At 67.1% G+C, this 24874-nt stretch carries 24 protein-coding genes; 1 reads left to right on the forward strand and 23 read right to left on the reverse strand.

The genetic code is table 11. From position 1 onward, the window contains the following. Positions 1-42 precede the first annotated feature (42 nt). The 18 genes from AB0959_RS39250 to AB0959_RS39335 all read right to left on the reverse strand — a co-directional run bounded on the left by AB0959_RS39250 (position 43) and on the right by AB0959_RS39335 (position 17467). Positions 43-915, reverse strand: a complete 873-nt coding sequence (locus AB0959_RS39250; RefSeq protein ID WP_366831569.1) for a hypothetical protein — start codon at positions 913-915, stop codon at positions 43-45. 174 nt (positions 916-1089) lie between these two features. After that, positions 1090-1350, reverse strand: coding sequence for a hypothetical protein (locus AB0959_RS39255; protein WP_366831570.1), 261 nt, complete (start codon positions 1348-1350; stop codon positions 1090-1092). Positions 1351-1420: 70 nt separating this feature from the next. Then, a complete protein-coding gene (locus AB0959_RS39260) occupies positions 1421-2176 on the reverse strand; it encodes a hypothetical protein (protein WP_366831571.1) in 756 nt (251 codons plus the stop codon). A gap of 117 nt (positions 2177-2293) precedes the next feature. After that, the gene (locus tag AB0959_RS39265; RefSeq protein ID WP_366831572.1) at positions 2294-3241 is read right to left on the reverse strand and encodes a hypothetical protein; all 948 of its coding nucleotides are present in this window, start codon (positions 3239-3241) and stop codon (positions 2294-2296) included. A 98-nt stretch (positions 3242-3339) separates the two neighbouring features. Continuing rightward, positions 3340-3708, reverse strand: coding sequence for a hypothetical protein (locus AB0959_RS39270; protein WP_366831573.1), 369 nt, complete (start codon positions 3706-3708; stop codon positions 3340-3342). A gap of 295 nt (positions 3709-4003) precedes the next feature. Further along, positions 4004-4864: a phosphoadenosine phosphosulfate reductase family protein gene (locus AB0959_RS39275; protein ID WP_366831574.1), complete on the reverse strand. Its 861-nt coding sequence runs from the start codon at positions 4862-4864 to the stop codon at positions 4004-4006. 113 nt (positions 4865-4977) lie between these two features. Further along, the gene (locus AB0959_RS39280) at positions 4978-5586 is read right to left on the reverse strand and encodes a hypothetical protein (RefSeq protein WP_366831575.1); all 609 of its coding nucleotides are present in this window, start codon (positions 5584-5586) and stop codon (positions 4978-4980) included. A gap of 104 nt (positions 5587-5690) precedes the next feature. Next, positions 5691-7094, reverse strand: a complete 1404-nt coding sequence (locus AB0959_RS39285; RefSeq protein ID WP_366831609.1) for a DNA cytosine methyltransferase — start codon at positions 7092-7094, stop codon at positions 5691-5693. 104 nt (positions 7095-7198) lie between these two features. Then, the gene (locus tag AB0959_RS39290) at positions 7199-7543 is read right to left on the reverse strand and encodes a hypothetical protein (protein WP_366831576.1); all 345 of its coding nucleotides are present in this window, start codon (positions 7541-7543) and stop codon (positions 7199-7201) included. Positions 7544-7625: 82 nt separating this feature from the next. Then, positions 7626-8462, reverse strand: a complete 837-nt coding sequence (locus tag AB0959_RS39295; RefSeq protein WP_366831577.1) for a hypothetical protein — start codon at positions 8460-8462, stop codon at positions 7626-7628. Positions 8463-9024: 562 nt separating this feature from the next. Then, positions 9025-10005, reverse strand: coding sequence for a hypothetical protein (locus tag AB0959_RS39300; protein ID WP_366831578.1), 981 nt, complete (start codon positions 10003-10005; stop codon positions 9025-9027). Between the two features lie 115 nt (positions 10006-10120). Beyond that, complete coding sequence (locus AB0959_RS39305) at positions 10121-10579, reverse strand: hypothetical protein (RefSeq protein WP_366831579.1); 459 nt, start codon at positions 10577-10579, stop codon at positions 10121-10123. Between the two features lie 444 nt (positions 10580-11023). After that, positions 11024-11734: a TIGR02391 family protein gene (locus AB0959_RS39310; RefSeq protein WP_366831580.1), complete on the reverse strand. Its 711-nt coding sequence runs from the start codon at positions 11732-11734 to the stop codon at positions 11024-11026. 30 nt (positions 11735-11764) lie between these two features. Beyond that, positions 11765-14095 (reverse strand): site-specific integrase, encoded by a 2331-nt coding sequence (locus AB0959_RS39315; RefSeq protein WP_366831581.1) that lies wholly within the window; start codon positions 14093-14095, stop codon positions 11765-11767. Between the two features lie 136 nt (positions 14096-14231). Then, positions 14232-15257, reverse strand: a complete 1026-nt coding sequence (locus tag AB0959_RS39320) for a site-specific integrase (RefSeq protein ID WP_366831582.1) — start codon at positions 15255-15257, stop codon at positions 14232-14234. Positions 15258-15452: 195 nt separating this feature from the next. Further along, entirely contained in the window at positions 15453-15803 is a 351-nt protein-coding gene (locus tag AB0959_RS39325) for a hypothetical protein (protein ID WP_366831583.1), read from the reverse strand. 412 nt (positions 15804-16215) lie between these two features. Next, entirely contained in the window at positions 16216-16986 is a 771-nt protein-coding gene (locus AB0959_RS39330) for a hypothetical protein (protein WP_366831584.1), read from the reverse strand. Between the two features lie 151 nt (positions 16987-17137). Next, positions 17138-17467, reverse strand: a complete 330-nt coding sequence (locus AB0959_RS39335; RefSeq protein WP_366831585.1) for a hypothetical protein — start codon at positions 17465-17467, stop codon at positions 17138-17140. Positions 17468-18938: 1471 nt separating this feature from the next. On the opposite strand from AB0959_RS39335, the gene AB0959_RS39340 reads away from it, so the two are divergent. Beyond that, a complete protein-coding gene (locus AB0959_RS39340; protein ID WP_366831586.1) occupies positions 18939-20102 on the forward strand; it encodes a hypothetical protein in 1164 nt (387 codons plus the stop codon). A gap of 513 nt (positions 20103-20615) precedes the next feature. Here the strand turns inward: AB0959_RS39340 and AB0959_RS39345 are convergent. The 5 genes from AB0959_RS39345 to AB0959_RS39365 form a co-directional block, all read right to left on the reverse strand. Further along, complete coding sequence (locus AB0959_RS39345) at positions 20616-21599, reverse strand: alpha/beta hydrolase (protein WP_366831587.1); 984 nt, start codon at positions 21597-21599, stop codon at positions 20616-20618. A 35-nt stretch (positions 21600-21634) separates the two neighbouring features. Then, positions 21635-22225, reverse strand: a complete 591-nt coding sequence (locus tag AB0959_RS39350; protein ID WP_366831588.1) for a hypothetical protein — start codon at positions 22223-22225, stop codon at positions 21635-21637. A gap of 265 nt (positions 22226-22490) precedes the next feature. Beyond that, positions 22491-23114 (reverse strand): GNAT family protein, encoded by a 624-nt coding sequence (locus tag AB0959_RS39355; protein WP_366831589.1) that lies wholly within the window; start codon positions 23112-23114, stop codon positions 22491-22493. Beyond that, positions 23111-23236: a hypothetical protein gene (locus AB0959_RS39360; protein ID WP_366831590.1), complete on the reverse strand. Its 126-nt coding sequence runs from the start codon at positions 23234-23236 to the stop codon at positions 23111-23113. Before AB0959_RS39360 ends, AB0959_RS39355 begins: the two co-directional genes overlap by 4 nt. Positions 23237-23470: 234 nt before the next feature. Then, a complete protein-coding gene (locus AB0959_RS39365) occupies positions 23471-24577 on the reverse strand; it encodes an MFS transporter (RefSeq protein WP_366831610.1) in 1107 nt (368 codons plus the stop codon). Positions 24578-24874 lie beyond the last annotated feature (297 nt).

Genomic DNA, 24874 nt, shown 5'->3' on the forward strand with positions numbered 1-24874 from the left:
CCCCGACCGGTTCACGGCCGGGGCGCGGTCGCGCGGGGTGGGTCAGTCGTCCTTGCGGAAGTCGCGGACCGTTTCAGCGACGCGGGCCGCGATCTCGTCAAGGCCATCGGCGGCACACAGACCGCTCAGGACCGTGCGGACGGCCCCGCGTTCGGCGTCGACGTACAGGTCACCGTCGCTGTCGACGCCGACGGCGTAGCCGCCGCGCTCGTCGCCGACCTGGAGGACGGCGCCAACGCCCCAGGGGGTGGACTCGGCGTGCCAGTCGTCGCCGAGGAGCCGGACGGCAGCACGGCCGACGTCGGAGACGGCGAACGGGTACTCGGTGCCGGGTTCAGGGCTGTAGCGGCCCACGGCGTCGTACGGCAGGGAGGAGAGGGCGTAGGCCTCCTCGTACGCCACGATGGCGGCCAGGACGACACGGCTGGCGATCCGGCGGTACTTGCGGCGACGGCCGACCTGGGCGAAGCACACGGCGGCGATGGCCTCGTGTACCTGCTTGGCGGTCTCGTCCCAGACCTCGATGTGCTTGCGGGCCGCCGCGTACTCCCGTATCACGGTGAGGCGCATGACGAGCAGCGGGGCCATGCGTACGGGGAAGGCGGAGTAGCCGCCGTGCGCGGCACGGGCCTCGGGGGCGTGCGGGGCGATGACGATTTGCATGATCAAGTCCGTTCGGATGGGGCCGGTTGCACTCCGGCCGGGAGTCGCGGGGTGTGACGGGGACGCGCCGGGGAAAGGCGGGGCCAGCAGGGCGGGGCAGTCGTAGCCCCAGCAGCGGCAGGCCTTGAAGTCGTCCCAGGTGGAGCCGTGGCGGCAGGTCTCGCAGTACGCCCAGCTGCGGACAGTGGGCGTGACGTCGGTACCGCCGCACTTCGGGCACTTCAGGTGTGGCTGATTGCCGGTGGTGGGCATGAGGACGTCCTTCTCCGCGTGAGCGGAAGGGGGATGGGTCAGCCGGGGCGCGGCTTCCGGCCGGCTCGTTCGTCCGGCGGCGCTCACGAGCGCGCTCGCGCGTGGACGAAGCCGCGCATCTCGGTGATTCGGTGCCCGGCTCGCGGCTGGCAGGCCGGAAGCCGGGCGGCGCCCTCAGGCCATGCTCAGCGGCTTGTGGGGCTCGTTGCGCCCCCAGTCGTCCGTGACGTCCCGGCCGTCCTGCATGACCTTGATCGAGTAGCCGTACGGGTGCCACAGACCCGCCTCACGGGCCGTCTCCTCGCCATGCTTCTCAACGTCACGCTTCACGGCGGCCGTCATCGCTTCGTGGGCGGCGTCGTAGTTGTCGAACGACTCGATGTCGCCTGTCTCGCACACCATCCAGAACTCGGTGACCTCGGTGTCCTCGGCCAAGGTGATCTCCTCGGTAGATCGTGGGTTCCGGGGGCCTTGCCCTGCCGGACGGTGGACGAGAGGGGTGCGGTCAGCGCGGGGAGGAATCGCTCCGGGTGCTTCCGGGCTGCTCCGGGTGAGGCCGAAGGAGCGTGCGGCGGCGCTCTCCGTAGGCGACGACCCCCTCGGTGGGCAGGACCGTACGGTCGAGTGGGTTCTCCTGGACGTGCCACATGCCGCTGCCTTCGTCGCCGTGCGGCCGGAAGTCGACGATGAGCTTGAGGTCCGCCAGGGTGGCCAGGGCGATTTGCGCCTGCTGCTCGGCGCGCGGGAGCTGTTCGAACTTCAGCTGGTTCAGGTCGGCCACGAAGAATCGCAGTCCGTTCTTGAAGAGCTCCTCGGAGCTGAGGTTCAGCCGCTCGGCGCACAGCAGCAGATCGGCCAGAAAGCGGGCGATGACCTCGGAAAGGTCGGAGGGGGCCAGGGCCGCGAGTTCCTCTTCGTCGGCGAACCTGCCGAAGTCGAAGATCTCGAATTCCCCGCGCAGTTCCCAGATGCGGCGCTGAAGCAAGTCGAAGTTGTTGAGGTTCCGGCGGGCCCAGTAGTGCAGGACGTCGCCGAACAGGGTGGTGACGGCGTTATCCGCCTCGCTACGGAAGTAAGGGCTGGTGCGGAGTGCCTCCCATCCGGCCGTCCACCGGTCTCGGCCGTAGGTCAGGACGGCGCGCATGCCGCGGACGGCAGGGTCCTGGTTGAAGACGGCGCCGACACAAGAGGTGTCGAGGTATTCGCACACGGCGGCTTCGCCGCGGTGGGTGCGGGTCTGGATGCGGGACGGGGTGTCCATGCTCGGTTGCCTTTCGAGTAGGGCCGGACGCAAGTTCGCCGGCTGGAGAAAGTGATGGGCCGGGTCCGGGACGCGGGCGGCCGTGCGCGTGTCCGCGTCCCGGACGCAGGGGATGGGTCAGAACCCGGAGAGTTGGGCGTTCGCGTTGTCGCGAATCCACGACGCGGCGAACTTCGCGCAGTCGGCGGACTCCTCGGCTATGCCCCCGGGCACGTGGGAGCCGCTGTACAGCGTGTCGATCAGGTCGCCGTCGGCGTCGTGCAGGGTGATCGTCCACGGCTCGTCGTGGGCATCGATCGGCCGATCGGCGCTTTCGTCGGACTTGACGAACATGCGCGGGCCAGTGTGGACGTCTTCCCCGGTGGCGGCGATGTCGAGCGGGATCACGCGGTACGTGATGCCGCACTCCCACATGGGGTACGACGGCACGCCGTACGCGCCGAGGGCTGCGTGCAGCACGTCGCCCTCGGTCGGCGCGGGCTCGTCGACGGGGCGCAGCTCGATGTAGCTGCCGGGCAGGGCCACGGTGTACGTGCACGAGGCATGGAGGAGGATCCGTGCGTACGGAACCTTCTGCCACTGGCCGAGGATGAACTCGACGCGGTCGGCCGACAGTGAAGCGGGGTGCTCGACCTCGTCACCGTCGTGGGAACTGGCGTATGCGGCCGTGTAGTTGACGGCATGCGCGACCGGATTCGCCGGAGCGATCACGGTGCCGTGCTCGGGCACGGGGTGCACCTCGCGGTGAGCCGCGCCGAGAGCCAGCCGACGAGCGGCGGCAACGACCTCATAGGCAGCCATGAGGGCTGTCTCCTTGCGGAGGGACTGCTCACGGTCCACCCGCTGTGCGTCCGCGGCTTCGATCCACTTGCTGCTGTATTCGCCGGGGAGGAGCCGCTGTTCGGAACGCCACTGGGAGAGACGGCCGTCCGTCCTGCTGATCTGTCGCTGGTGCCTCCATGCGGCGCTCCGGCGGAGGGCTAGCACGGCCAAGGTCTGATCCAGCTGATGCCGCGCGGCCGTGAGCCGCTCGCGGGCGGCGGTGCGCCGGGCATGTTTCTGCATGGGGTGCTCTTTCCGTTGGTGGGTTCGGCTCCGGTGCGCGGCTTTGCCCTGCCGCGCACCGGAGGGGTGGCCCGAGGGCGAGAGGTCAGTCGAGGGCATCAGCCAGCGAGCCGAGGAGGGCTCGCAGCGAGTGGCTGGAAGTCCTCGTCCGCCAGGGAGTCGATGAAGGCCCGCAGCGAGAGCTGCAGACCCTCACTCCCGGATGCCTCCCACACGTAGGCGAGAAGGTCGCCGCAGATCGCCCCGGCCAGATCAGGGGCGAAGGTGGCGTTGAACGTCTCCCAGCCGTCGGGCGCCGCGGCCCAGCCCTGCGCGACGTTGCCCTCCCCGTCGATCTTCGTGCCGTCCTCGCCGACCCAGCGGAGGGCGTAGGCCAGATGAGCGTGCCCGCGCTCCGCCGGCGTCGACTTGATCAGCGTGGAGTAATCGGTGGGCGCCTCGATGTCGAGAGGTCCAGTGAAGTCCATGGGTGGCTGCCTTTCACGGTTGCGGGTTCGGTGCCGGAGCGCGGTTTGCCCTTCCGCACTCCGGCCGGGAATCGAGACAGTCGGCCCGGACGGCTTGAGAAAGACGAGAGGCCGCCTCCGGACACCGTGGCCCCGTCTCGACATAGGTAAATCTATTCTTCTGTCGAGTTGGGGTCAACGGTGTTTCGGCTCTCTGGATCCCCGAACTGGCGGTCTTTTTTTGGGGCTTTCGGGTATCTGTCCTGGCCGGCCGGAACCAGGGTGTTTCCGAAGCCGGGTGGATCCCGCGGGCCGGTCAGCTTCGGGCGAGTTCGATGATCTGCTTCAGAGTGAGGTTCTTCTTGAACGGCTTGACCAGACGCTTCTCGGCGTCGGCCCACTCCGCGAAGATCTCCGGGTTGATCCGCGCAGACGCGATCAGGTCGGCCCGCTTGGCCAGCGGGCAGGCACGGCAGCTGAGCCGCCCCACGTGCTCGTAGGCGGGATGCCACGGGATGCCGTGCTCGCGGTGCGCCTTCCAGACTTCGTCCGTCTTGAGGTGGTGGACCGGAAGCCACGTCGTGACGTCACGCAGCGTCTTCGCCGTCATACGGTGCTGCTCGATGACCGGTTTCCTGGCGCGGGCCCGGGACTCCTCGGCCCGCATGCCCATCGCATACCCGGCCCGGATGGGACGGCCGAGCCGCAGCTCGGCGGCGACCTCGTCGGCGTAATCGCGGCCGACGGCCGTCTTCAAATCCGAGGTACAGAATCGCGCAAAAAAGCCTGGCCAGTTGCCGTGATCCATGATCCGGTCCCACAAGGACGGCCACCGCCGACTGCGGCGGACGACGAACGGCACGCCGTACAGGTCGGCATGGCTGCGGGCCACTTCGAGCGCGCCGGGCCACTCGATCAGGTGCCCCTTCGGCGTACGGCCGAGATCACAGTGCAACACCCTGACCTTGTGCAACTGACCAGCCTGGTCGGCCTGTGTGCAGACCTCGTGCACGAGGACACCGCTGTCCTTTCCGCCGCTGTCGCCGACGATCACGACGTCGTTGCGGTCCCAGTCGAACTCGGCGGCCGACGTGGGCGGGGGCGGCGGGGCGAAGAGTTCGAGCTGCGCGCCGCATGCGCTGCCGCACGGCGGGGCGGTGATGAGGTTTTTCGGCATGGGAATCTCCCGGGTTGAGGTGTTGGGTGGGGCTGTCCGGATCGCGGGCAGCAAGGTGGTCAGTCCGGCTGCCCTGGCCGCGCCGATGCGCGCCGCCGGGGCAGCCGGCTGAATCAGCGGAGCGGGATGCGGTCCGCGTACGCGGTGATGACCGCGTGCGCCGCCGCCTCGCTGAGGCGCAGGATCTCCAGGTTGCACACGGCGGTCATGTCCGGGCCGGACAGCTCCAGGAGGGCGATCCCCTCTACCTGCCAGCGCCCGGACAACTCCGAGGTGTAGATCGGCGTGTCGGACGCCTCCTCGTCGTAGCCGGGCAGCGGGCGGCTGTCGACCGCGCCTAGCAGACCTGCGGTCTGCTCGTCCAGCCACCGGGCGGCGTCGCCCTCGAAGTCGGTCGGGTCATGGAAGGTGGCCAACATGCTGTCCGGGGCGCTGCCGACGGCAGCGAGGACGGTGGGTGCCAGGGTGAGCGGCAGGAGCTTGAACCGGAGGCTGTGGCCGTTGCGGTAGTAGGTGTTGGACCACCTGACGGAGGTGGCTCCGTGGGTGAACGTGACGTCCACCCACGGGGACTCAGTGGGGCGGGAACGGGTCACCTGGGGGCGGATGCCCTGGGTGAGCAGGAGCCGGATTGCCATCTGGGCGGTGCGGGTTTGCTGGATGGTGCGGGCGGTATGAGCGATGCGTTCGCGGGCGTCGTGCTGGGGGTCTGAGAAGGCCATGCGGCGCTCCCTCGGCTTGTGGGCGCCGGGCCCGGTTTGCCCTCCGGGCCCGGCTGAAAGGGGAAGTGTGCGGTGGGGCCGCCTCCGGGACGGCCCCACGGGGTTTACAGAACGGCGGCCACGCGCTCGCCCAGCCACTGGGCGACGTTGCAGCTCACCGCGTTTCCGGCCTGGACTGTCCTAGCGGCGTCACTGGTGCCCGTGACGATGTAGTCGGGCGGGAACCTTTGGGCGTTCATCTGCTCGCGCCACTTGAGCATCCGGAAGTGACAGTCCTCGATCCGTGCCGCCTGCCGCAGAAGTCCGGCCGAGTCGTGCGTGGAGAGGGTGTGCAGCGGCTCGGACGTCGGCTTGGCTTTCGCGCCCTTCCGGTACGGGATGACCAGCCCGTGGTGATTGCCGCCCGCCATGACCGCGGACAGCGGCCGGTTGATCTTCCGCGCCTTGCCGTGGTTGCGCAGCTCGATAACGAACGGCGGAGCCGCGAGATCAGGGGAAGACGTGGCGTACGGGTGGACCCCGGGCGGGAGGAGCAGCCCTTCCCCGATCTTCGCGCACCGGGACGGAAGCGGGGCCGTGTCCGGCCGGAATGCCCTGCCTTCGTGTCCGCTGTGGTTCAGGGTCACCACCGAGGGGGCCTCGGGGAACATCTCCAGCCCCGCCTCAATGCGAGCAACGGTGCTCTCGGCCAGCGGCTCAAGCCCGTGCTCGGCACGTTCTGCGATGCGAATGCCTTCGTCGTCCCAGTTGATGATGGAGGACGCGGGCTGGACGTACGGCTCCACGACCCCGTGGCCGCAGGGGCACGTGTAGTCGTACTGCACGCCGTACTTGCCGACTCCGCTCCTCCGGGGCTTCTGGCCCTTGCGGGGCTTACGGGGCCTACGCCAGGTCTGCACCGCGTGAACGTCCTCGTCGCAGACCTCGCAGAAGGCGAGCGGCGTCGGCTTCACGTCCGGCAGCCGGACCCCGATCCGCGTGAAAACGATGTACAGCCGGTCGCGCCACTGCGGAGCGGGAAGGTTGAACTCGTTCCCGATGTGCGCGGACGAGACACAGACGATCTGGTATTCGTAGCCCAGCTGCGCCATTCCGGCCAGCCACCAGTCGAACAACTCCCAATCGGTCGCGAACTCGATGACATTCTCGACCAATACGGCCTTGTAGCGGTGGAGTTGAACGGCGCGGATGACTTCGAAAGCAGTTGCCCGGGTTCGCTGGAACGCCTTGTCCGGTAGGACCTTCCATTCTTCGTCGTCCACTTGCCCCTTGGTCCGGGGGCGACCCCCAGCGGGACTTATCTCCGTGCATATGGGGCTCGCCCAAAGAATGTCGGTCCTCGGGAGGCGCCTCATGTCGTAGTACTCCATCTCGGCGCAGAGATGCTCGGCGTCGGGATGATTGGCGGTGTGCGTGTCCACCGCGACTTGCCAGTGATTAGCGGCGAGTCTGAGTTCCAGTCCTGCATTGACCAGGCCCGTGCTGGATCCGCCCGCGCCCGCGTACATGTCGGTGAATGTGAGGCTCAAATGCTCTTCCTGCGTGTGTGGGTTCCGGGGCGCGTCAGGCCCGGTTTGCCCTCCGGGCCCGGCGCGGTGGAAAAGCTGCGCAGTTACTTGCCGCGGGTCTGGGACGTGAGCCAGACGGCGGTCTCGATGACGTTCTCGACCGTGACCACCTCGAAGCTGGAGGTCTCCGCTTCGCGGATCAGGTCCCAGGTGGAAGAGGCGCCGAGTTCGGCTGCCAGAAGACGGGCGACACGGGCGCGGGGGTCCTCGGCCTGCGGGGAGTGCCGTCGGCCTGCCGAACTCCAGGTCATCACCCAGGGCGGGGACGCCCACAGCAGCGGCATTGTCTGGATGTGGTCGGGAAGCCTGGCCGGTTCCGGATCGCTGGTGTAGTAGGCAGCGAGCGCCAGGGGCCAGTGGTTGTGAGCCAGGGGAATGCGGGTGGTCATGTGTCCATCCGTGGATGTGGGTTCGCACGCGCCGGGCCCGGTTTGCCCTCCGGGCCCGGCGCGCTGGGATGTGTGTTGGCTGCTAGCCGCCGTAGGTCTCGATGACCCGACGCTCGACGGAGAGGAGGCGGCAGATGCGGGTCACGACCTCGGCCGGGACGGCGACGGTGGCGCCGTTGTAGCCGTCGGCGTCGAAGATGGTCATCACGGCGCCGCCGGGGGCCGTGTGGTCGACGCGTCGCAGGTCCGACAGGTCGGAGAGCAGGCCGTAGAGCTTGTCCGGCCCGTCCTCCCGCTCGCCGGGCACTGGGGCCCCGAGCGGGTGATGGCCGCCGTAGCGGGTGGCCGTTGCCTGGAGGTAGCGCTGGGTGGTGCTGACCATCTCGTGGAACTCGGGGCCGTGGTAGACGACGCCGATGTGCTCGTCGACACCCTCGTGTTGCACGTGCCAGTTCTCGACCTGGTCGGCTCGGCTGGGCAGGCCCTCTTCGCCCCCGATGGTCAGGTACGTGGAGTCCGGGAGCGTGACGTGGATGAGGAAGCCGACCCCCTGAACGGGGACGATGTTGGCGATCACGTTGTGCTCGCGCAGCGTGGCGAGGACGGGCGCGTACTGCGGGCCGATCTCGTCGGCCGAGTAGGCCATGCCGATCGCCCAGTTCACGAGCGGCTTCGGGTCGCTGGTCCAGGGCAGTTCGCCGCCCGCGATCTTCTTGCCCTCCGGCGACCGGCGCAGCCAGAACAGGAGGAGAGGAGAGGTGGGTTGGGGCTTGACGGGCGCGGGCCACAGCGTCACCTCGTCTCCGGAGCTAGGCAGGGTGAAGACGGCGGATTTGCCGTAGAGGTTTTTCGACTCGACCTGTGCGCCTTCCCGGATGGCAATGGCGAGGTCGGTCATGGAAATCGGGGTTTCGGTCACGTAGGTGACTCCATTTCGATGTGAGTTCCGGGGGCTTGCCCTGCCCCTTTTTGGAATTCAGGTTCGTGAAATCACGTCAATGTGCTACGGATTCAATAAATCGCTCTGTGGAGTTTTCAAGGATCGGACGACTGTGGTGGTGCTATTTGCCGTGGGGTTTCCTGTTGGGCGGTGTTTCGCCTTTCATTTCCGCCCCCTTTCGATATAGGTAAATCTACGTTCTCATGGATGGTGGGTCAACCTGGGGACAGGGGTATCGGTAGGGGAATTGAGTGCAGCTTATGAGTCCTGACGCGAGTCGCGGTCAAGGATTTTTCCGGGTATGCGGCCTGCGCTCGGCCGCGGAGCGGAACCGACTGCGGCGTGATGCCGTTGAGTGCCCCCTCCCCTTCCCGGCAAAAAGAAAAAGGGGCCCGAACGGGAGGGTTGCAAGGACGCGGCGGAGCCCGTCCTTGCAACCCTCCCGCCGAGGGCCCCACACTCGGCAAGCCGGGAAGACGGGATGCCCCGGCCGGCTCATCACGGCGACGGAGACGCGAGCCGGGGAGTTCCGTTTGCGGGGTCAGACGGGGAGTCGGAGCTGTCGGCAGGTGTTGCGCCACAGCTTCTCGAAGTTCTTCTTCTGCTTCTCGATCACGCCGCTGGGGGCGATCGCGTGGAACTCCTCGACGGTGGGGAAGACGGTACCGCGCGAGAGGGTCTGGCTGCGGAGGTGGCCAAGGGGGTGCAGGGTACTTTCCTCAACATGATCGCCGCCCTCCTGGGCGCGACGGCGTATGAGGCGGGCGACCTGCGCGCGCGTTCCCGTGATCACGACCTCGACGGACCGGCTCGCCTTTCCCTTCCGGGACGCGTCTCGGCACGCTGGCTGCGGCTCGCGGCAGGCGCGTCCGTGCCACTGCACGCACGGCAGGGTCCGCTCGCCGGTGTCCGGATCGAGGCAGCCGGGCCACGGGGAGGAGCAGGAGTCGCCGTGGCGCTCTCGGCAGCTGTCAGTTCGGGCTGCCGGGAACACGCGGCGTACTCGGTACAGCGCCCACTCCGCCGAAGCCAAGTGGTCGTCCAGCGCCCGCAGCGCCGCGGTGTTGCCGTCCGCGGCGACACGCTCGTACAGGGTGTCCTTCGGGTAGAACGAGCCGTTCTCGTTCAGCGCCATCGACGTGTATTCCAGTGCCAGTACCTCGACGGCCTGTGGGGGATGGTCGCGCAGTCGCGCCATATGGGCTGGTCCAGCGGCACACGAGCCTGAAAAGACACAGAACGTGCAGTAGGACTTTGGCCACATGAAGCCGAATTCGGTGAACAGCCGGGCCTCCACGATGTCACGGTCCCAGCCCTGCTCGATGAGGGGATACTCGACCGTGCAGATTGTCCGGCGCGCTTTGATGTTGTCCTTCTGTTGGCAGCGGTCGTATCCCACGGCTCGTTTCCCCTCGCGGGCGTGATAGCCGACGATCTTCCGGAACGTCCTGTCGGGGAACTCGACCAGCCCCCACTGGTCCAATGGCCACCCCTTGTACTTCAGCGAGCTTCTCTGCACCAAGTCAAGGGGGACCCTCGATGCCTTGGTCGGCGCCGGGAATGGTGGAGAACCGCGATCGTGGAGACGCGGCGAAGACCGGGACGGAGTTTCCTGCGTCCCGGCCTTCGCGCTGCCCTTATAGAACTGGTGGACCGGTAGGACCAGTGGTTGGTGCCGAGCTGGCGACAGGCGCGGGCTGGGGGGCCGGGCCGTTCATGGTCTGTCGGAGGCCACGGAAGGCACCCGCGACCCCCGATCCGATCAGGTTTGCCTCCGACGTGGTGACCGGCCGACCGAGGAACTTGGCAACCACCACCACAGTCGGAGGGATGAGTGCGACTGCGACCCAGACGTGCCCGCTTTGGGCGAGCCAGACGACAGCCAGGAGCAATGCGATCAGCGCGAGGAAGCCCATTACACTTTCGAAGCGCTGTTGCTTCCGCTCATCTGCCCGCTGCTCCCGTTCGTGCTTGCGCTGTTGGTGAGCGTTCCATGCCTCCAGGAACGCGGCCTTGCCGGGGCCGTCCAGATCCGTCCGCTGCAGCGCGAGCTGATAGATGTCCCGAAGATCTTGATCCCCCTGGTCTCGCTTCATCGGCCCGGCCCTTCGAGTCGGCCCATGTCTCGCGGGGCCTCTCCGGCCCGCAGACCGCGAGCCAGCTCGGCGATGATCCCTCGCTGCCGACTTCGGGCAGCCTCCCGGCGCCCGATTCGGAGCGCGAAATACCTGGATGCGGCTCCAGCGACGATCGCGCCCGACGCGGCGCCGGTGACGAGGGTCTCCAGTATGGAGATCACGAACTCACCCCCCCAATTATGCCTGTTGGTGCGGGAGTGACCGCACCCTCACCAGTAGAACACGACGCGCGGACATGCCTCCGGCCGCGCCGGTCGCTTTGCCTGAGATCCGGCGATGTTCACCCGTTCGGGTGGCGGGCGCCGGGCACGTCGGCCCGGCGCTCGATCAGCTGGTGGCGCAGGTCTAACAACTCGCCTGCAACCCTTGATTAACCTTCTCTGCGCCAAGTCAAGTGTGACCTCAGGACTCCTCGATCTTGTTGAGTAGACGCATGAGCAGGTCTGCCAGTAGGAGGACCTCGGCTGCTTCGGTGGGGTCGGTGTAGTCGACCCGTCGGTGGCTCGGCGGGTTCTTGAACAGGCCGATGGCGCCTTTGAACAGCTCCATCGTGCCGACTGCCTCGCCCCCATCGGCCGTGGTGTCGACCAGTGGACCCGCGTCCTGATCTCCCTTGCCGGGTCGGAACGCTTGCTGCATGAGGGCCGTGCCCGTGAGGGAGTTCGGGAGGCCGGCCATCGTCCGGACGCGAAGTTCGACCTCCTTCATCGCCAACAGCGCGGCGGCCTCGAAGTCGCCCCGCAGGAACTGTGGCCGTGCCTTCGCCTCCAGGACGGGAACCAGTTCGATGTCGAGCCGTTGAACTGCTCTGATCCAGAGCAGGCCTTGGTCGAGTGCGGCGTGTCCCTGGCGGCTGACGAGGAATGAGCCCGCTGAGTCCTGGGCGACGTTCCAGACCACGAGTCCGCGGTTCAGCAGCCACGACCAGGCTTCTGTCAGCGCCAGAACGGCGTCGGGCTTCTCCCGGTAGGCGGTCCGGGCCCGTTTGAGCCAGTTTTGCCAGTTCCACTCGTTGTTGTCCCGAGCGTCTTTGAGTACTCGCAGAGCAAGATCGTCGACCGGTAGGGCCATAATCTCGTCTGCTTCCAAGGTCCAGTCACCGCTGAGGGGCATACGTTCTCCTGTGTGTTGGGGTCCAGCGGCTCACGGAGTGCGGGGTCGGGGAAGTCCCAGGTCCACTGGCCGCCGGGCCGTTCGAGCAGCGTCGGCTTGCTTTGTCCGGAGGAAGGTCAGGGTCATGTTGATGCCATCGATCTCGCCGAGCCATCCCTCCGTCTGGGCTCGCTGCCGCCGCTGGAGAAGATCCTGTTCCAATTCGGCCAGCCGCGTGAGCATTTTCGGGTTGACCTGCAGCATCGGGCATCGGATGCAAGCGTGCTCGTGCTGGCAGGGTGACCCGTAGGGGCGAGCGCAGTTGCCGAGTTCGACCTTGCGCTTGTCGAAGTGTTCCTCGAACTCCGTCCATTCGTCCTGCGTGACGACGATGTACTCGCCTTCGGGACGGAGTGCTCGACGATGGTTGAGGAACTCCTGGTAGTGCTTGACGATGTCCTCGGCGAAGACCGCGACGTAACCCTGGGTGGTCTGAAGGTTCAAGTGCCCGAGCAGGGCCGCGCCGATGTGGATGGGCAGGCCGCCGTTGACGATGTCGGTCGCGAAGAGCCGGCGGAAGTCGTGCGGGGTGAACTTCGTGCCGGTGAAGGCCGGGTTCGTCTTGGCGATCTCCTCGCAGCTGCGTCCGATCATGTTGAGGACCGTGGACGGGGCGATGACTCCCCGGACGGTGCCGAGTTGTCGCTGAAAAAGGAATGGCATGGGCTCCGACCAGGTCTTTTCGTGTCCGTCGTAGCGGCTCAGGAGCGAAATCGCCTGCCCGTTGCGGGTGTGCCGGCGGATGATCTGGGCGACGGCGTGGAACAGCTCGGCGGACATGGGGATGACCCGCTCGCGTTCGGTCTTCGGCGGGGCGACGACCAGGAGGGCGATGACCTCGCCGTTGGGCCGTTCGTATTGACGGATGCTGAGGTGAGTGAGCTCGACGAGTTCCTCGACGCGGATGCCGCTGTGCCGCAGGATCTCGACGGCCGCCCATTCCCAGAACGCTGACTCCTCCGCCATGGTGACGTGGATGACTTCGCCGGTGTCGTGGTCGGTGATCCGGACGGTCGGCTCGGCCAGGATCTTTGCCCGGCGGCGGTCATCGCGGGAATTGGTGCGTGTGTAGCGGCGTCCCCGGTGTTCGAAGGACTCGCCGAGTGGGATGGGGCGGGCGGTTTCCAGGAGGTCAGCCAGGTGTTCGTGGCGGTCCTCGACGTGGCGGACGAGGACCGGAAGCAGAGGCTGGCGGATGCGCGTGCGGTCGGCCATGCGGCGGTTGACCTCGCGGCGTCGTTTGCCGAACCCCTTGAGGTCCCGGGGCAGGATCGGGCAGGGGGCCACCCATGGGGCCCACCGTTCGGGCTCGGCAACTGCCCAGCTGTGGAGATCGACGTAGAGGGCGCGGACGGGCAGCAGGATGGACGCGTGGTCCCTCCGGAGCTTGGTGCGGTCGGTCTTGCCGTTGCGGCGCCAGTACTGGATCTCGGCCCGCCACTGGTCGTAGAGCTCGTGGCTGAGGTTCAGGTCTTTCTGGTCGGGGTTGAGTTCCTCGATGACGGACCAGAAATTGCTGGCCAGGTGGCGGGCGAGTCCTTGGAGAGTGACGTAGTCCGTGTCTGTTTTGCGTCGGATCAGGTAGTCGATCAGGAGCTGGCGGATCTCGGTGTTCTTGATGCTGTAGTGGTCGACGAGTTCTTCGACGCTCCGCTGGCCGTCGTAGATGAACGTCCTCAGAGTCGGGGCAGTCCCGGGAGGAAAGTGCCCCATCCTGTGCAGGATCTCCCAGGCTCCCAGGGCCGCGAAGCGGGTGTGATCGTTGTTCGCGCCGTGGGTGAGGCCCAGGCGCTTGTTCTCCAGCGAGTAGTGCAGCAGTGCCGAGGGGGTCAGATGTTCCAGGGCTATGCCCTGCGTGGTCAGAGCGCAGGCGAGATCGAACTTTGCCCGGAGCCGGTGGCGTGCCGTCAGGTGCCGCTGTGCGTCAACCGTTTCGAAGAACTCGTCCAGGCTGGCGTCTGCCTGGACTTGGCGGAATGGTTCGGCGTAATCGGTGAACCTTTTCGCCCTGAACCCAGAGAGGGACGGCTGAATGATCCGTGCGGCGAACGCCATCCTCAGCGCGGAGGTCATGTTGCTTCTGTCGTAGCGGACCTCCTGTCGGCCCAGAATGCTGACCGGGGGCGCGTTTTCGTCGTCGAAGCCGCTGGCCTCCCAGCGTTCCTGCCAGGTGTCGCCGGGCAGTGTCGCCAGGTGCCGGAACAGCAGCCGGACGCCGGCTCGGCGCTTGGCCGGTCCGGAACGGGTCTGGGTCGGCCAGATCTCGCGGGCCAGCTGGCACAGTTCGGTGATCCCGGCTCGTGACAGGTCTCCGAACGGCACCGGGGGCTTCTCCGGCCGGGGTGCCGGAGCCGCTTTCACCGCGGCGCTGGAGAACCTTGTCGGTTCCTTCTGTCTGGGCGTCTCGTCGTAGTTCTGGCGACGGTTGCGGACTGTGTAGGCCTCGACTGCTGTGCGACTAGGCACCGAACACCGCCTTGATGTCGTCCGCGGCATAACCGGCGGCGAAGGTCCGTTGGACGCGGGGTCGGTTGTAGTGGGCCTGGAGGGCGTCGAAGAGGTCCTCGACGCGGGCGTTCAGGTAGCGGCCGGTGATCGCCAGGTCCGAATGCCGCAGGATCGCGCGGACCTGGGCGAGGGTGAGGTTGGGGTCGTTCGCCATGCGGTTCGCGGCGGTGTGGCGCAGGTCGTGCAGTGTCCAGTTCGTGCCGAGCTTCTCGTTCACGCGCTGGAAGACCCGGCGCATCGCCGAGTAGCTCAGCGGCCTGTCGGGGCCTCGCCGGGCGCGGAGGACCGGTTCGTGGGCCGGCGGGAGTCCGATCCGGTCGAGGTAGGCGGCCAGGATCGTCAGCGCCTGGGGACTCGCGGGGACGGCCTCACGGTCGTCGGTGCCCTTGGTCACCACGTAGAACAGCTGCCTGGCCCAGTCGATGTCACCGGGGGTGACGCCGAGCAGTTCGCTGGCCCGGGATCCGCTGGAGACGTAGAGCAGGACGGCTGCCCGGTCCCTGTCGCAGGTCATGGCCTCGAAGAGCTCGTCCCACATCGCGTCGGGAATCGACCTCGGGTCGGTCTGCCGGACACGCTGTCGCAGCCGGGCCCGTCGGAACTGCGGGACCTCGCCGTCCGGCGCCCGGTGGGCGAGCACTCTGCGCTGGGCGACCGCCTCGGGGACCGGGTTGACCAGCGGGCCCCGGTTGTAGTGGCGGTGGTAGGCATAGAAGCTACAGACCACGGTCAGGCAGTGGTTGATCGTCCGTGGCGCGTAGCCGGCCTTGAGGTAGGGCTTGCCCGTGCGAGGGTTCACCGATCCGGGACGCGGCGAGTCCGGATTCCGTCGGCGACGCTGCGGGTTCGGCGCCACCCGGAGCCATCCCACGAGCGCGGACGCCTCCGCCTCCGTCGCCCGGTCCCACGGGACGCCAAGGAACCACAACAACCGGAACCAGCGCTGGAGATCGTACGCGTAACTCCTGACAGTCAACGGCCGATTGTCGTCCAGAGTCAGGCCCCGGAGGTACGGAACGACAGGCTCGACGACAGCGCCGGCACCGTCCAAGACGGCGTACAGCGGTATGGATTCCAGTTCAACGACCGAGCCGACACGAGGCACATCGGCCTGGCCCTCGATCAGTTGGCGGTACAGGTCTTGCAACACACACTTCCTTGCAGGCGTAGATCATCTCGCTCCGTGATCAGAGACGATGGTGCAGTTAACACACCACGTGTTCCCGCCGGCCGCCTGGACGACGGTGCCATTGAGGGAGAGCTCGTCCATGAGGGTCCAGCGACCGCGCGGGATGAAGCGCTCCGGCTCACGGGAGTCGGCGAGGACTTCCCACCCGTCCGCCTCGTACGGACCGCACCGTGCGACCTGGATGTACTGCACCCTATGGCGCCGGAGGAGCGGGAAACTGTGGTCCTCGACGAGCCGGATGGTGTCCTCCCATTCCGAGCCGACCGTGGACGTGATCACGATCAGGTCGGAGAGATCCGGCTCCAGGCCGTAGCTGAGGGGGTCGCGCAGCATTTCGATCAAGATCAGCGTTGAATCTGCCCCCAGTCCATAAGAGAGGACGGTCATCGGTTTGACGCCGACCGCCGCGGGGGGCTGGTCGGCCCAAAGGTCGAGTTGGATCAGTTCCGGAGCCTGGGCACCCATGTGTGTAGACCTCTTGCCGAAGGTGGGTTCCGGGGGCTTTGCCCTGCCCCCGTTGCGACGTAGGTGAATCTGTGTTCTGTCCCGTGCAGATCGGGCGCGTTCTGGCGCTGCCTGCACTCCGTCAGCCGGAGCAAGCGCGAACGGTCGCCCATTGCACGGGCGTCGGGCACGGGATGCCGCCCGCGCGGGAGGCGGGCGGCATCCAGGCAGAGAACTCGGCCGTGTCAGGTGATCGGCCGCTTTGCTGCTTCGGTGCGACCGGCAGCCAGTTCCGACGGCCTCACGTCATCGGCTGGTCAGCCGTGAACCGCACGCTGCGGATCGTGGTGCCGTCCCAAGCATCTGTATTGCCGTGGGACTTGATGTCGGTTTCGAATCGGGCTTGCGCGACGGCGCGGGCCGCTGCCTCGGTCGGGGCCTTGTCTGCTGGGATCGAGTACTCCCATACCCCGTCGTCCCCGCCGTCGTCGGGGTGCTGGAACTGGATCGCCCACCATCCGGTGGAAGCGAACACGACTCCGCCGTCGAGCGTGATCTGCATCGGCACGGAGTCCTCGCCCCAGAGCCGGATGCCGATCTCGGTGAGCGAGTCCAGGTGGACGGAAACCCGCAGGACTCCGGCTTCGTCGATGTAGAAGAAGCCGGTGGCCCCTGCGATGGTGACGTTCTGGTGGCAGGGCATCTCCGGGTCGCTGTAGTCCGCGGCGGAGAAGTGGGCGTCCAGGTTCAGTTGCTGATACATGGCAGCTTCCTGCTCGCCCTCGTCATCGTCTTGGTCGTTGGCCAAGTGCTGGCGAATGGCCTCGGCGACATCGCGGGCGACGGCTTCGGCGCCGTCCTCGGTGGACGGCTCGGGGAACCGGGCGATCTCGCCGAAGCGGTCGTAGACGGCTTCCAGGCACAGGTGACTGTGGTCGTCGACGTGGAGGGTGAAGGTGTCGGTCTCGGGCGCTGCCAGGCGGCCGTTGACCCCCCAGGGGCCACGCTCGGCCGCCCAGTTGCCGCCGAGGATCCCGGCGGTGCGCTGCGCGATGGCTGCGGGAGTACGCAAGGTCTAGCTGATCCCTTCGCTTCCGGTGGGAGCTCGTGAGGGGGCGCAGTCGGCACGGGCATCTCGTTGAAGTGGAGTGCCGGGCCGAGAAGCGGACTCCGCCGCCGGGGGCCGGTCAAGGCGACAGCCCTGGCCCCCGGCAGCGGTGTTGTCAGTCGAGGACGATGAAGCTGTCGGGGTCCTCGATGGCCAGTTGGAGCAGCATGGCGTCGGGACCGCCCTTCGCCATGATCAGCATGCCGCCGAAGCGGGTCATCTGCTCCTCTGTCAGCGGGCTCTTGCCGTGCTCGGTGAGGAAGTCATCGACTGCGTCGAGCACGTCGTCGGGGTGGGTGAACTCGCCAGCCATTCCGAGCAGTCCGGCCGGTGAGCCGTCCTCCCACAACTGCGCTGAGAACGAGCGGAAGACCGGGTCGAAGACCGCCTTGAGTTCGGTGGTCTCGCTCAGCCGGATCGGCGACTTCAAGTCGTTCAATTCCACGGAGAATCCTAGTCGGTAGTGGGTTCCCGGGGCTTTGCCCTGCCCCGTCCTTACATAGGTAAATCTATCTTTCTTGGGTGGGGTGGTCAACCTGAAAAGGGGCCCTGTACTGGGCAAAAGAAACCGTTGATGATGGTCTGCGATTCCTCCCCGTCCTGTGTCCCGCAGTCGGGTGGCGGGCTTGACCAGGTGTCGTGGGTTGCCGTGGAGATCGACCCCCGGCCCCTCCCGGCGAAGAGAGATTTTGGGGGGCCGCCGGACGGAGTGCAGGGGAGGACGGTCAGCCTTTCTCCGTGACGTAGGAGCGGAGAAAGGCTGAGCAGCCGACCTTGCGCGCAGTCCGCCGCGGCCTCCCACAATCGACAGCCGGGAGGGACACCACCCGCACTCGGCCACGTGCGCCAAGCATCCGTCGGCCTGGGCCCATTGCATTGAGGGCCGTGCGGCGTCGAATATTGATCCGGCACCAAATAAGGACATTCGGTTGGCGACGGGACGATTCCCGGGCCGACGTTGATGGCGATATCTGAATCTCCCCATCAGGTGCTCGGGGCGGTCTCAGAGTTACTCGGCTGGACTGTCTAGCTAACTCACAGAATTGGCGGTCGAGGCCGCTCCGTGTCGGGAATCGGGACAGGGTTTGAGAACGGCCAGAGCCGGAAAGTGTCACTATTCGCCAGGGTGCGTCGGGGTGACAGGTTCGCAGAATGCGAATGTGTCACCTGACCGTCAAGACGTTGATGCGCAGAACAGTGCGATGACCATCAGTTGCGTACGAACCCGGCCACCTTTGCCTGCCGATCATCTGCACTGGTTCATCTGGGCCTCAGACAGTGCTGCATCCAGCTGCCCGTGAAGGGCCCCCTCAAATGAGGGGGCCCTCATTTGAGGGGCCCTCAAACCCAACAGTCGGATTCGCAACAGTTGGATTTCATGGCAACCGGTAGCGCCACGCACATCTCCATGACACGATCCACCTGGCGCGCGCTCCACCGACGTGATGCACAGAAAGGTCATGCCGAAGTGACAGAGCCAACTCCCGTCCGTACGCCATACTTTGAGCTGCGAGTGGGCACCCTGCACGTCAAGGCGGGGCGGACCGAACGCCTCCTGGCCAAGGTCGTAAACTCGGTGCTTATTGCGAGCGTTGGCTCGGCCATCACGTGGCTCGCGACGCAGAGATAGAAGTCAATCCCCCATCGCCGATGGGTGGGGCGGTCAGGGGCCCCCGTGTGGTGGGGATCGAACCCAGGCTCCGACCGTGTTCCCGGTGCCCTCCCCAGGGCGTGGTACGAGCTAGGCAGCCCTGCGCTGACCTGCGGTGGCGCAGGCGGAGGGTGTGACAGCCGGATTCCTCCGGCGCGGCTCGGACACTGAATGCGGGCGGCCTCCGCTTCACCCGAGCCCGGCGCTCACCGAACCTCCCCACTCCCTTGAGGACGTGATCAAGTGAGGCGAGGAGTAGCCCTGGTTGTTTTCAGGAAAGCCCATCAGCGTTCCGGGAGCCGTATCACACGCCGCACTGGCGGCCAACTCCGATGCGGGCAAAAGCCAGGAGGGCTCATACTCCCTTACCATGACGACCGCACAGCCGGCTCGCCGGTTCGGCCCTGACTTCGTGGCTGAACAAAGGCGCCGATACGGCCACCGCCGTCCTGAGGGCCGGCCTCTGTCCTACGACCTCGCCGTGGAGGACGAATACGAGCCCTGGCGGGTCCGGCTGGACGCACAGTTGGCGCTGCTGCCGGAGAAGGACGCCGAGACGTACGCAAGGAACCTCTGGCGGGATCAGAACTTTTGGAGCGATCACATTGAACTTGCCGCCGGCGAGGCACTGCGAGCATCAGGCCTCCGGGTGGAGTACGAACGACTCTGGGCCACACAGACGCCGGACTGGACCGTACTTGACGAAGCTGGCGAGCCGCTCGCCCTGGTCGAGGTCCTGACACACAGCCCGTCGAAGGAGATGTACGGGAGAATGCGGGCCTGGCACAACCTGGTCGAGCGCGTCAAAGAGATCCCGGTTCCGGTGGTGCTGACCGTGGCCGGCCCTCATGACCGCCCTCTGGAACCGCCGGACGCACGCACGGCGAAGAGGATCGCCCAGGAGCTGCGCCGGTTCCTGCTGTCTCCGCTGCATCGGACCGAGTTCCCGAGCCAGGGCTACACCTTCCTCCTGCAGGCGGATCGGCAGACGGGGACGACGATGCGTGCGCCGGCGATGCGCACGATCCTGGTCCCGCCCAGCAGCATGGCCGGAGTCGTCTCGGCTCAGCCACTGGTCGCGGGAATCGACGAAAAGGTGCGCAAGTACCGTGCCCTGGCTGAGGAGACCGGCCTGCCTCTGATCGTCGCCGCAGGCGCCGACAAGTTCACAGGCCTCGGCATCGAACAGCTCGACTGCCTCCTCAACGGCGAGTACACGGTGACCGTGCAGTTCAACTACGGCGACACCTTCATCCATGCCCCCATCGATCTCCAGCCCGGCAGCCCGCCCCGGTGGGCTATGCCCCCCCCCGAGCTGGCCGGCGTGCTCTGGGTGGACAACGCCCTCCCGTTCACGGCCAAATGGCGGCCGAACGCGACAGCCCTGACACCTGCACCACGCCGCCTCACAGGAACCTGGAAGCGTTGAGGCCTGCGGCGTGAAGAGCCCCGAACATGCTGATGGGATCCTGCTCGCCGTCTACAAACCGTGCCGTGATCGTCGAAACATACGAAGCCTGTTGCTTCGCCCGGCCGTTCCACCTTCATCCGCGGATCACAACAACCCGTTGGGGGAGCCATGCGCCCGAGACCAGGGAACGCGGCGGCAAAGGCAAGCAAGGCGGCATCCTGTTGGGCTGTCCAGTTTTGTGCCAGTCATCCAGCGCGCTACGGGCATGTGGCTGCAGGGGCTCTCCGATCCGCAGTGATCGAGAAGACCAAGGAGTGAGGAATCAGCTCGCTGCTGGCCGGGACCGATCGTCCACCGTCACCACTCTGCCGGTGAGCGCCGAAGGACCCGGGCTCGCCCCCTACCTGCGCCCCGTATCCGGAGCCGGCGCGCGTCCCCGCGGTCCGGACTCGGCGGGGCGGCTGGAACCCTGACCGCGGTCTCCGCGCCGGCGACGTGGCTCCGTCGGCTCGGAGACGAACCGGAGCGTCATCACCGTGTCGGGCCCCAGCCGGATGGACAACGGAGCGGCAGGTGGTTGACGGTCTCGACACATCTGCGTTCACCTCGATAGAGGGTCTGTCCCGTGCTCATCCCTTCGGCCTCGCCGAGGGCCGACTCGGCCATCCGGATCAGAACCTGGGTGACCACGGCGTGCCCGACCCTGTCGGAGGGCAGTCTGTGCCCGGCGCCCGACACGGGCTCGTGGAGGCGCGCGTTCGGCAATTGCTGGGCGAGTTCACGAGTCTGGGACAGGGGTATCCAGTCATCGGATTCACCCGTGATGATCTCGACCCGGTCACCGAGGTCCTCAAGAGCGTGGAGTCGCTCCGCCGTGGTGTAGGAGCGCAGCGACTTCCACAACCGTGCGACTTGCTCCGTGGGCGTACGACGGATTGCCTGCCAGCTGGGAGGCGGGACGTCGTCACGGTGCTGAGCATCGTGGCGAAGTACCCACGGATGACGGCTCGGCAGTCGACGGCGTACGACATCGGCGGCCGGGGGCAGCCAGCAGACGGGATACGAGTAACTCGCACGGGCAGCTGCCTTGGCCCAGTGGAGCGGGTGATTGCCCGGTAGCAGCTGAGCCTTGCTGCATGCTGTCGAGATCAGCGCTACCCGAGGACGGCGGCTCTTGATGACCAGCGGCTGACGGACGGCCATGGCGAGTGTGGCCATCCCGCCCATGCTGTGTCCGGCAAGGACGACCGGACCGTGAGGGGACGTAGTGCTGATGACGCTGGCGAGGTCGGCGCCGAGGCGGTCGATGGTGGGGGCGGTTTCACCGCCTGTGGAGTGGCCGTGGGCCCGCTGGTCGTAGCGGACCACCCGGAGGCCGCGAGCGGACAACTGGCGGGCCTGAATTCTCCAAGCGTCCGCGGTCACCATGAACCCGTGGCTGAGCATCACCGTCACTTCGGCTCGCGGGGGACCATCGGTGTACACCGTCAGCCGGGCGCTGTCGTCGGTCACCACGGTAGACCGCTCCGTGCGGGACAACGTAGCCGCCCTCACAACGCGATCCGGAGCTCGATCTCGTCGGCCAGGTCCAGGCCGGCGTTCGGCAGCAAGCCAAGCAGCGCCATGTTGCGCACATACGAGGTCTGGGGCAGGACCGGGCCGCCGAGGTGCTCGACGATGAGCAGCATCCGCCAGTTCGCCCACAGCGACCTGACGGCGAGAAACTTGTATCCCGCGTCGCGGGCGAGGTCGGCGACGACGTCGGCCAGTCGCGTGCCGAGCCCACGCGACTGGTAGGCGTCCGGAGGTTCGTCGGCGACCAGCATCGCCACGTCGCATGCCTCCGGTGCATTGGAGACCTCTACCATGGATGCCATGGCCACGACGTGATCGGGCCGGTTCTCCGGGGTCACGAGGAGCACGCGACTCCGCGGGCTGCCCGCCATGTGCTGCCACTTGGAGATGGACAACCTGGGACGGTGAGCCCTGTAATGACCGGCGAGGCTGACCGCACTACAACGGGCGTGCAGGTCCTCCACGAGCCGGTAGTCCTCGATGGTCGCCAAGCGGGTGCACGCGATCGTGCCGTCCTCCAGAACGAAGGCGGTGTCGCGTCTTACAGCGATGAGGAGCGCAGGCACAGGATCTCCAATTCGGCGTTGGGTACCTTCATGAGCAGTCGGCTGTGTCGCGCGATATCAGCCCCCGAGATGACGCCTCCCGCCGCGAACACGGCCTGGCTGCGAAATTCTCCGAGCCGGTGCGCCATGTCCTCGCCGGCTGCTGCCCCGGTGGTGGCGGAAGACGATGACCGGTGCGTGAGGCCGCCGATCTCTATGCCGACCGTCCTGGTTGGTTCCGGCACGATGGGCAGCAGCGGCCTGGCGGATGCTCTTGGGCATGGGCCTACGCCGCCACGCGGATGAGAGCGTCGACGGTCGGCCCGCTCGTGCGCTCGACTCGGGCATGCAGCCTCCGCAGGATGGACAGCATCCGTTGATTGCCGCTTCCTGTCATGGCTGTGATCGCTCGGCAGTCGAGGGTGTAGGTGCGGGCTAGGTTCACCATGTAGCCCGTGAGAGCCGTGCCCAGTCCTTGTCCCTGCCAGGAGTCCTCGACGAGGATGCCGAGTTCTCGGACATGCGGGGCCGATGTGCGCAGCAGGTGGGTGACGGCGATGACGCGGGACGGGTCATGGAGCGGGGTGGTGATCAAGGTGGTGCCGTTCGCCCGGTCGCAGAGGTGCCACCACTCGCGGGTCGTCACGGCCCGTCGAGCGGCATGGTAGCGGGCATAGCGGGAATCCAGCGAGCACCTGGCATGCATCTCGTTGACCTTGTCGAGGTCGTCTGCCAACGCCGGCCGGGACAGCGTTACCCGACTTGTGCGCGTGACGATCTGGAGCATCGGAGGGTCGAGCAGCAGGCAGGAAGTCGGAAGCTGCGGCACAGGGGGCAAGGGGTCTTGGAGGTTCCCAACGCCGATGTCATCCAGCGAGGGCGTCCTCTGAGCGTTCTCGCCGTGTCTCATGCTGTGTCATCCGACAGTGGAGGCATGCCGATGCGGCATGCGGGCGGGTCGGGGGCGACGAGGGGCATGGTGCGGAACTCCTGGAGGTGGTAGCCGACGTTGACGTTGGGCGGCGCGACCATGCGATTGCCGACCTGTTGTGCCCACCGGAAGCGCACGGTGCAGGGCTGCGGAGGCTGTCTTCGGCAATCCGTGCCGGGGAGCCTTGGAAGGCCTTGGTCTCGTGCGGGTGCCATCCGGTAAGCCCGACGAGCTGTGTTCACTGGGAGGGGCTCGCTTGTCTGCTGACGAACTGTTGTGCTCGATCGTCACAGCCTCAAAGTCGCTGCTGATCTGGGTAGTTGGCGTGACGGAGGTCACTGGGGCTCCAGGGCTCGGTAGGAAAGGATGGCGACGGCCGCCGCCATTGCGACGACAAGAACCAACGCGGCGGGCAGGCTGGTGATCGAGGCGAGCGCGCCGATGGCGGCGGGGCCGGTGAGCAGGCCGACGTAGCCGGTCGCGGCGACCGTGCCGACGGCCCGCGGCCCTCCTCGTCCGGCAGCTGTGATCAGGGACGGCATCGCGGTGGACAGGCCCGCGCCGAGCGCCATCCAGCCGACCAGGGCGGCTTGGGAGCTGCCGACGGCTAGCGCAGTGCCGAGTCCACCAGCGGCAAGAGCGGCGCCGACTCGCACCAGCGCGGGCGCTCCGTATCGGGTGGCCAACCGGTCACCCACGAGCCGGCCTGCGGCCATGGCCGCGCTGTAGAGGGCATAAGCGATCGCGGCCGTCGCTTCGGAGGTACGCAGGGAGTGCAAGTGCGCCGCCGACCAGTCCGCGGCAGCGCCCTCGGCCCACAGGCACGCAGCGGCGAGAGCGCCGAGGAGCCACACAGTGGAACGGGAAAGCATCGGCGTCACGGACTCGCCTATGGCTGGGACGGTGCTCTCGGGCGCGCGGTTGAGAGATGCCGCCCCGCGGATAGCCGGGGAGGCCGCGAGGGCGACGAGGACGGTGATTGCGCCGACAACCGCGAACAGCGTGTCGTGTGACAACCAGGCAGTGACCGCCGCGAGCAGGGCGCCACACAGTCCGCCGATCGAATATGCCGCATGCAGCGAGGACATGATCCGCCGCTGAACGGAGAGCTCGCAGTTGACCGCCGCAGCGTTGGCACCAACATCCAGCAGCCCGTGGGCGGCCCCCCAGAACACGGCCCCAAGAATCAGGGTCGGCAGTGTCCGGCACTGTCCGAGCAACGCCAAGATGATCCCGAAGACGACCATGGGCGCGATCAGAAGGCAGGAAGCACCATGGCGGTGAGCGATCCGCCCGCCGGCTTGAACTCCGGCGACCATGCCGACAGCGGCACCGAGCAGAACAAGAGACAGTTGCCCCGGCCCGAGATGAGCCGCGGCCTGGACCGCGGGCATTCGCGCTCCCCACACCGCCATGACCATGCCCGGGACGGCGAAGAACACCAGCAGCAACCGTCGGTCGGCTCCTGGGGGAGTGGTCCGCTCGGCCAGCGCGATCGTAGTCATGCGCCCTCCCCCGGGGCCCGGGCCACCTGGAAGGTGAGCCGGGTCCCGTCGCCCTTAGAGCGAGACAGCCAACCGAAGTCTGCGGTCGTCACCTGCCCTTCCACTCCGCTGTTGACCAGCACCCGCGACTGCCGGAGGACCTGTACGCGCACACCGCCGCATGCATCGAGCTCCACCGGACCACCGGCGAGGCACTCGTGGCGAGAGAAAGGGATGAGCAACAGCACAAGAACT

The organism is Streptomyces sp. NPDC046862 (assembly GCF_040704615.1).
Classification (GTDB): domain Bacteria; phylum Actinomycetota; class Actinomycetes; order Streptomycetales; family Streptomycetaceae; genus Streptomyces.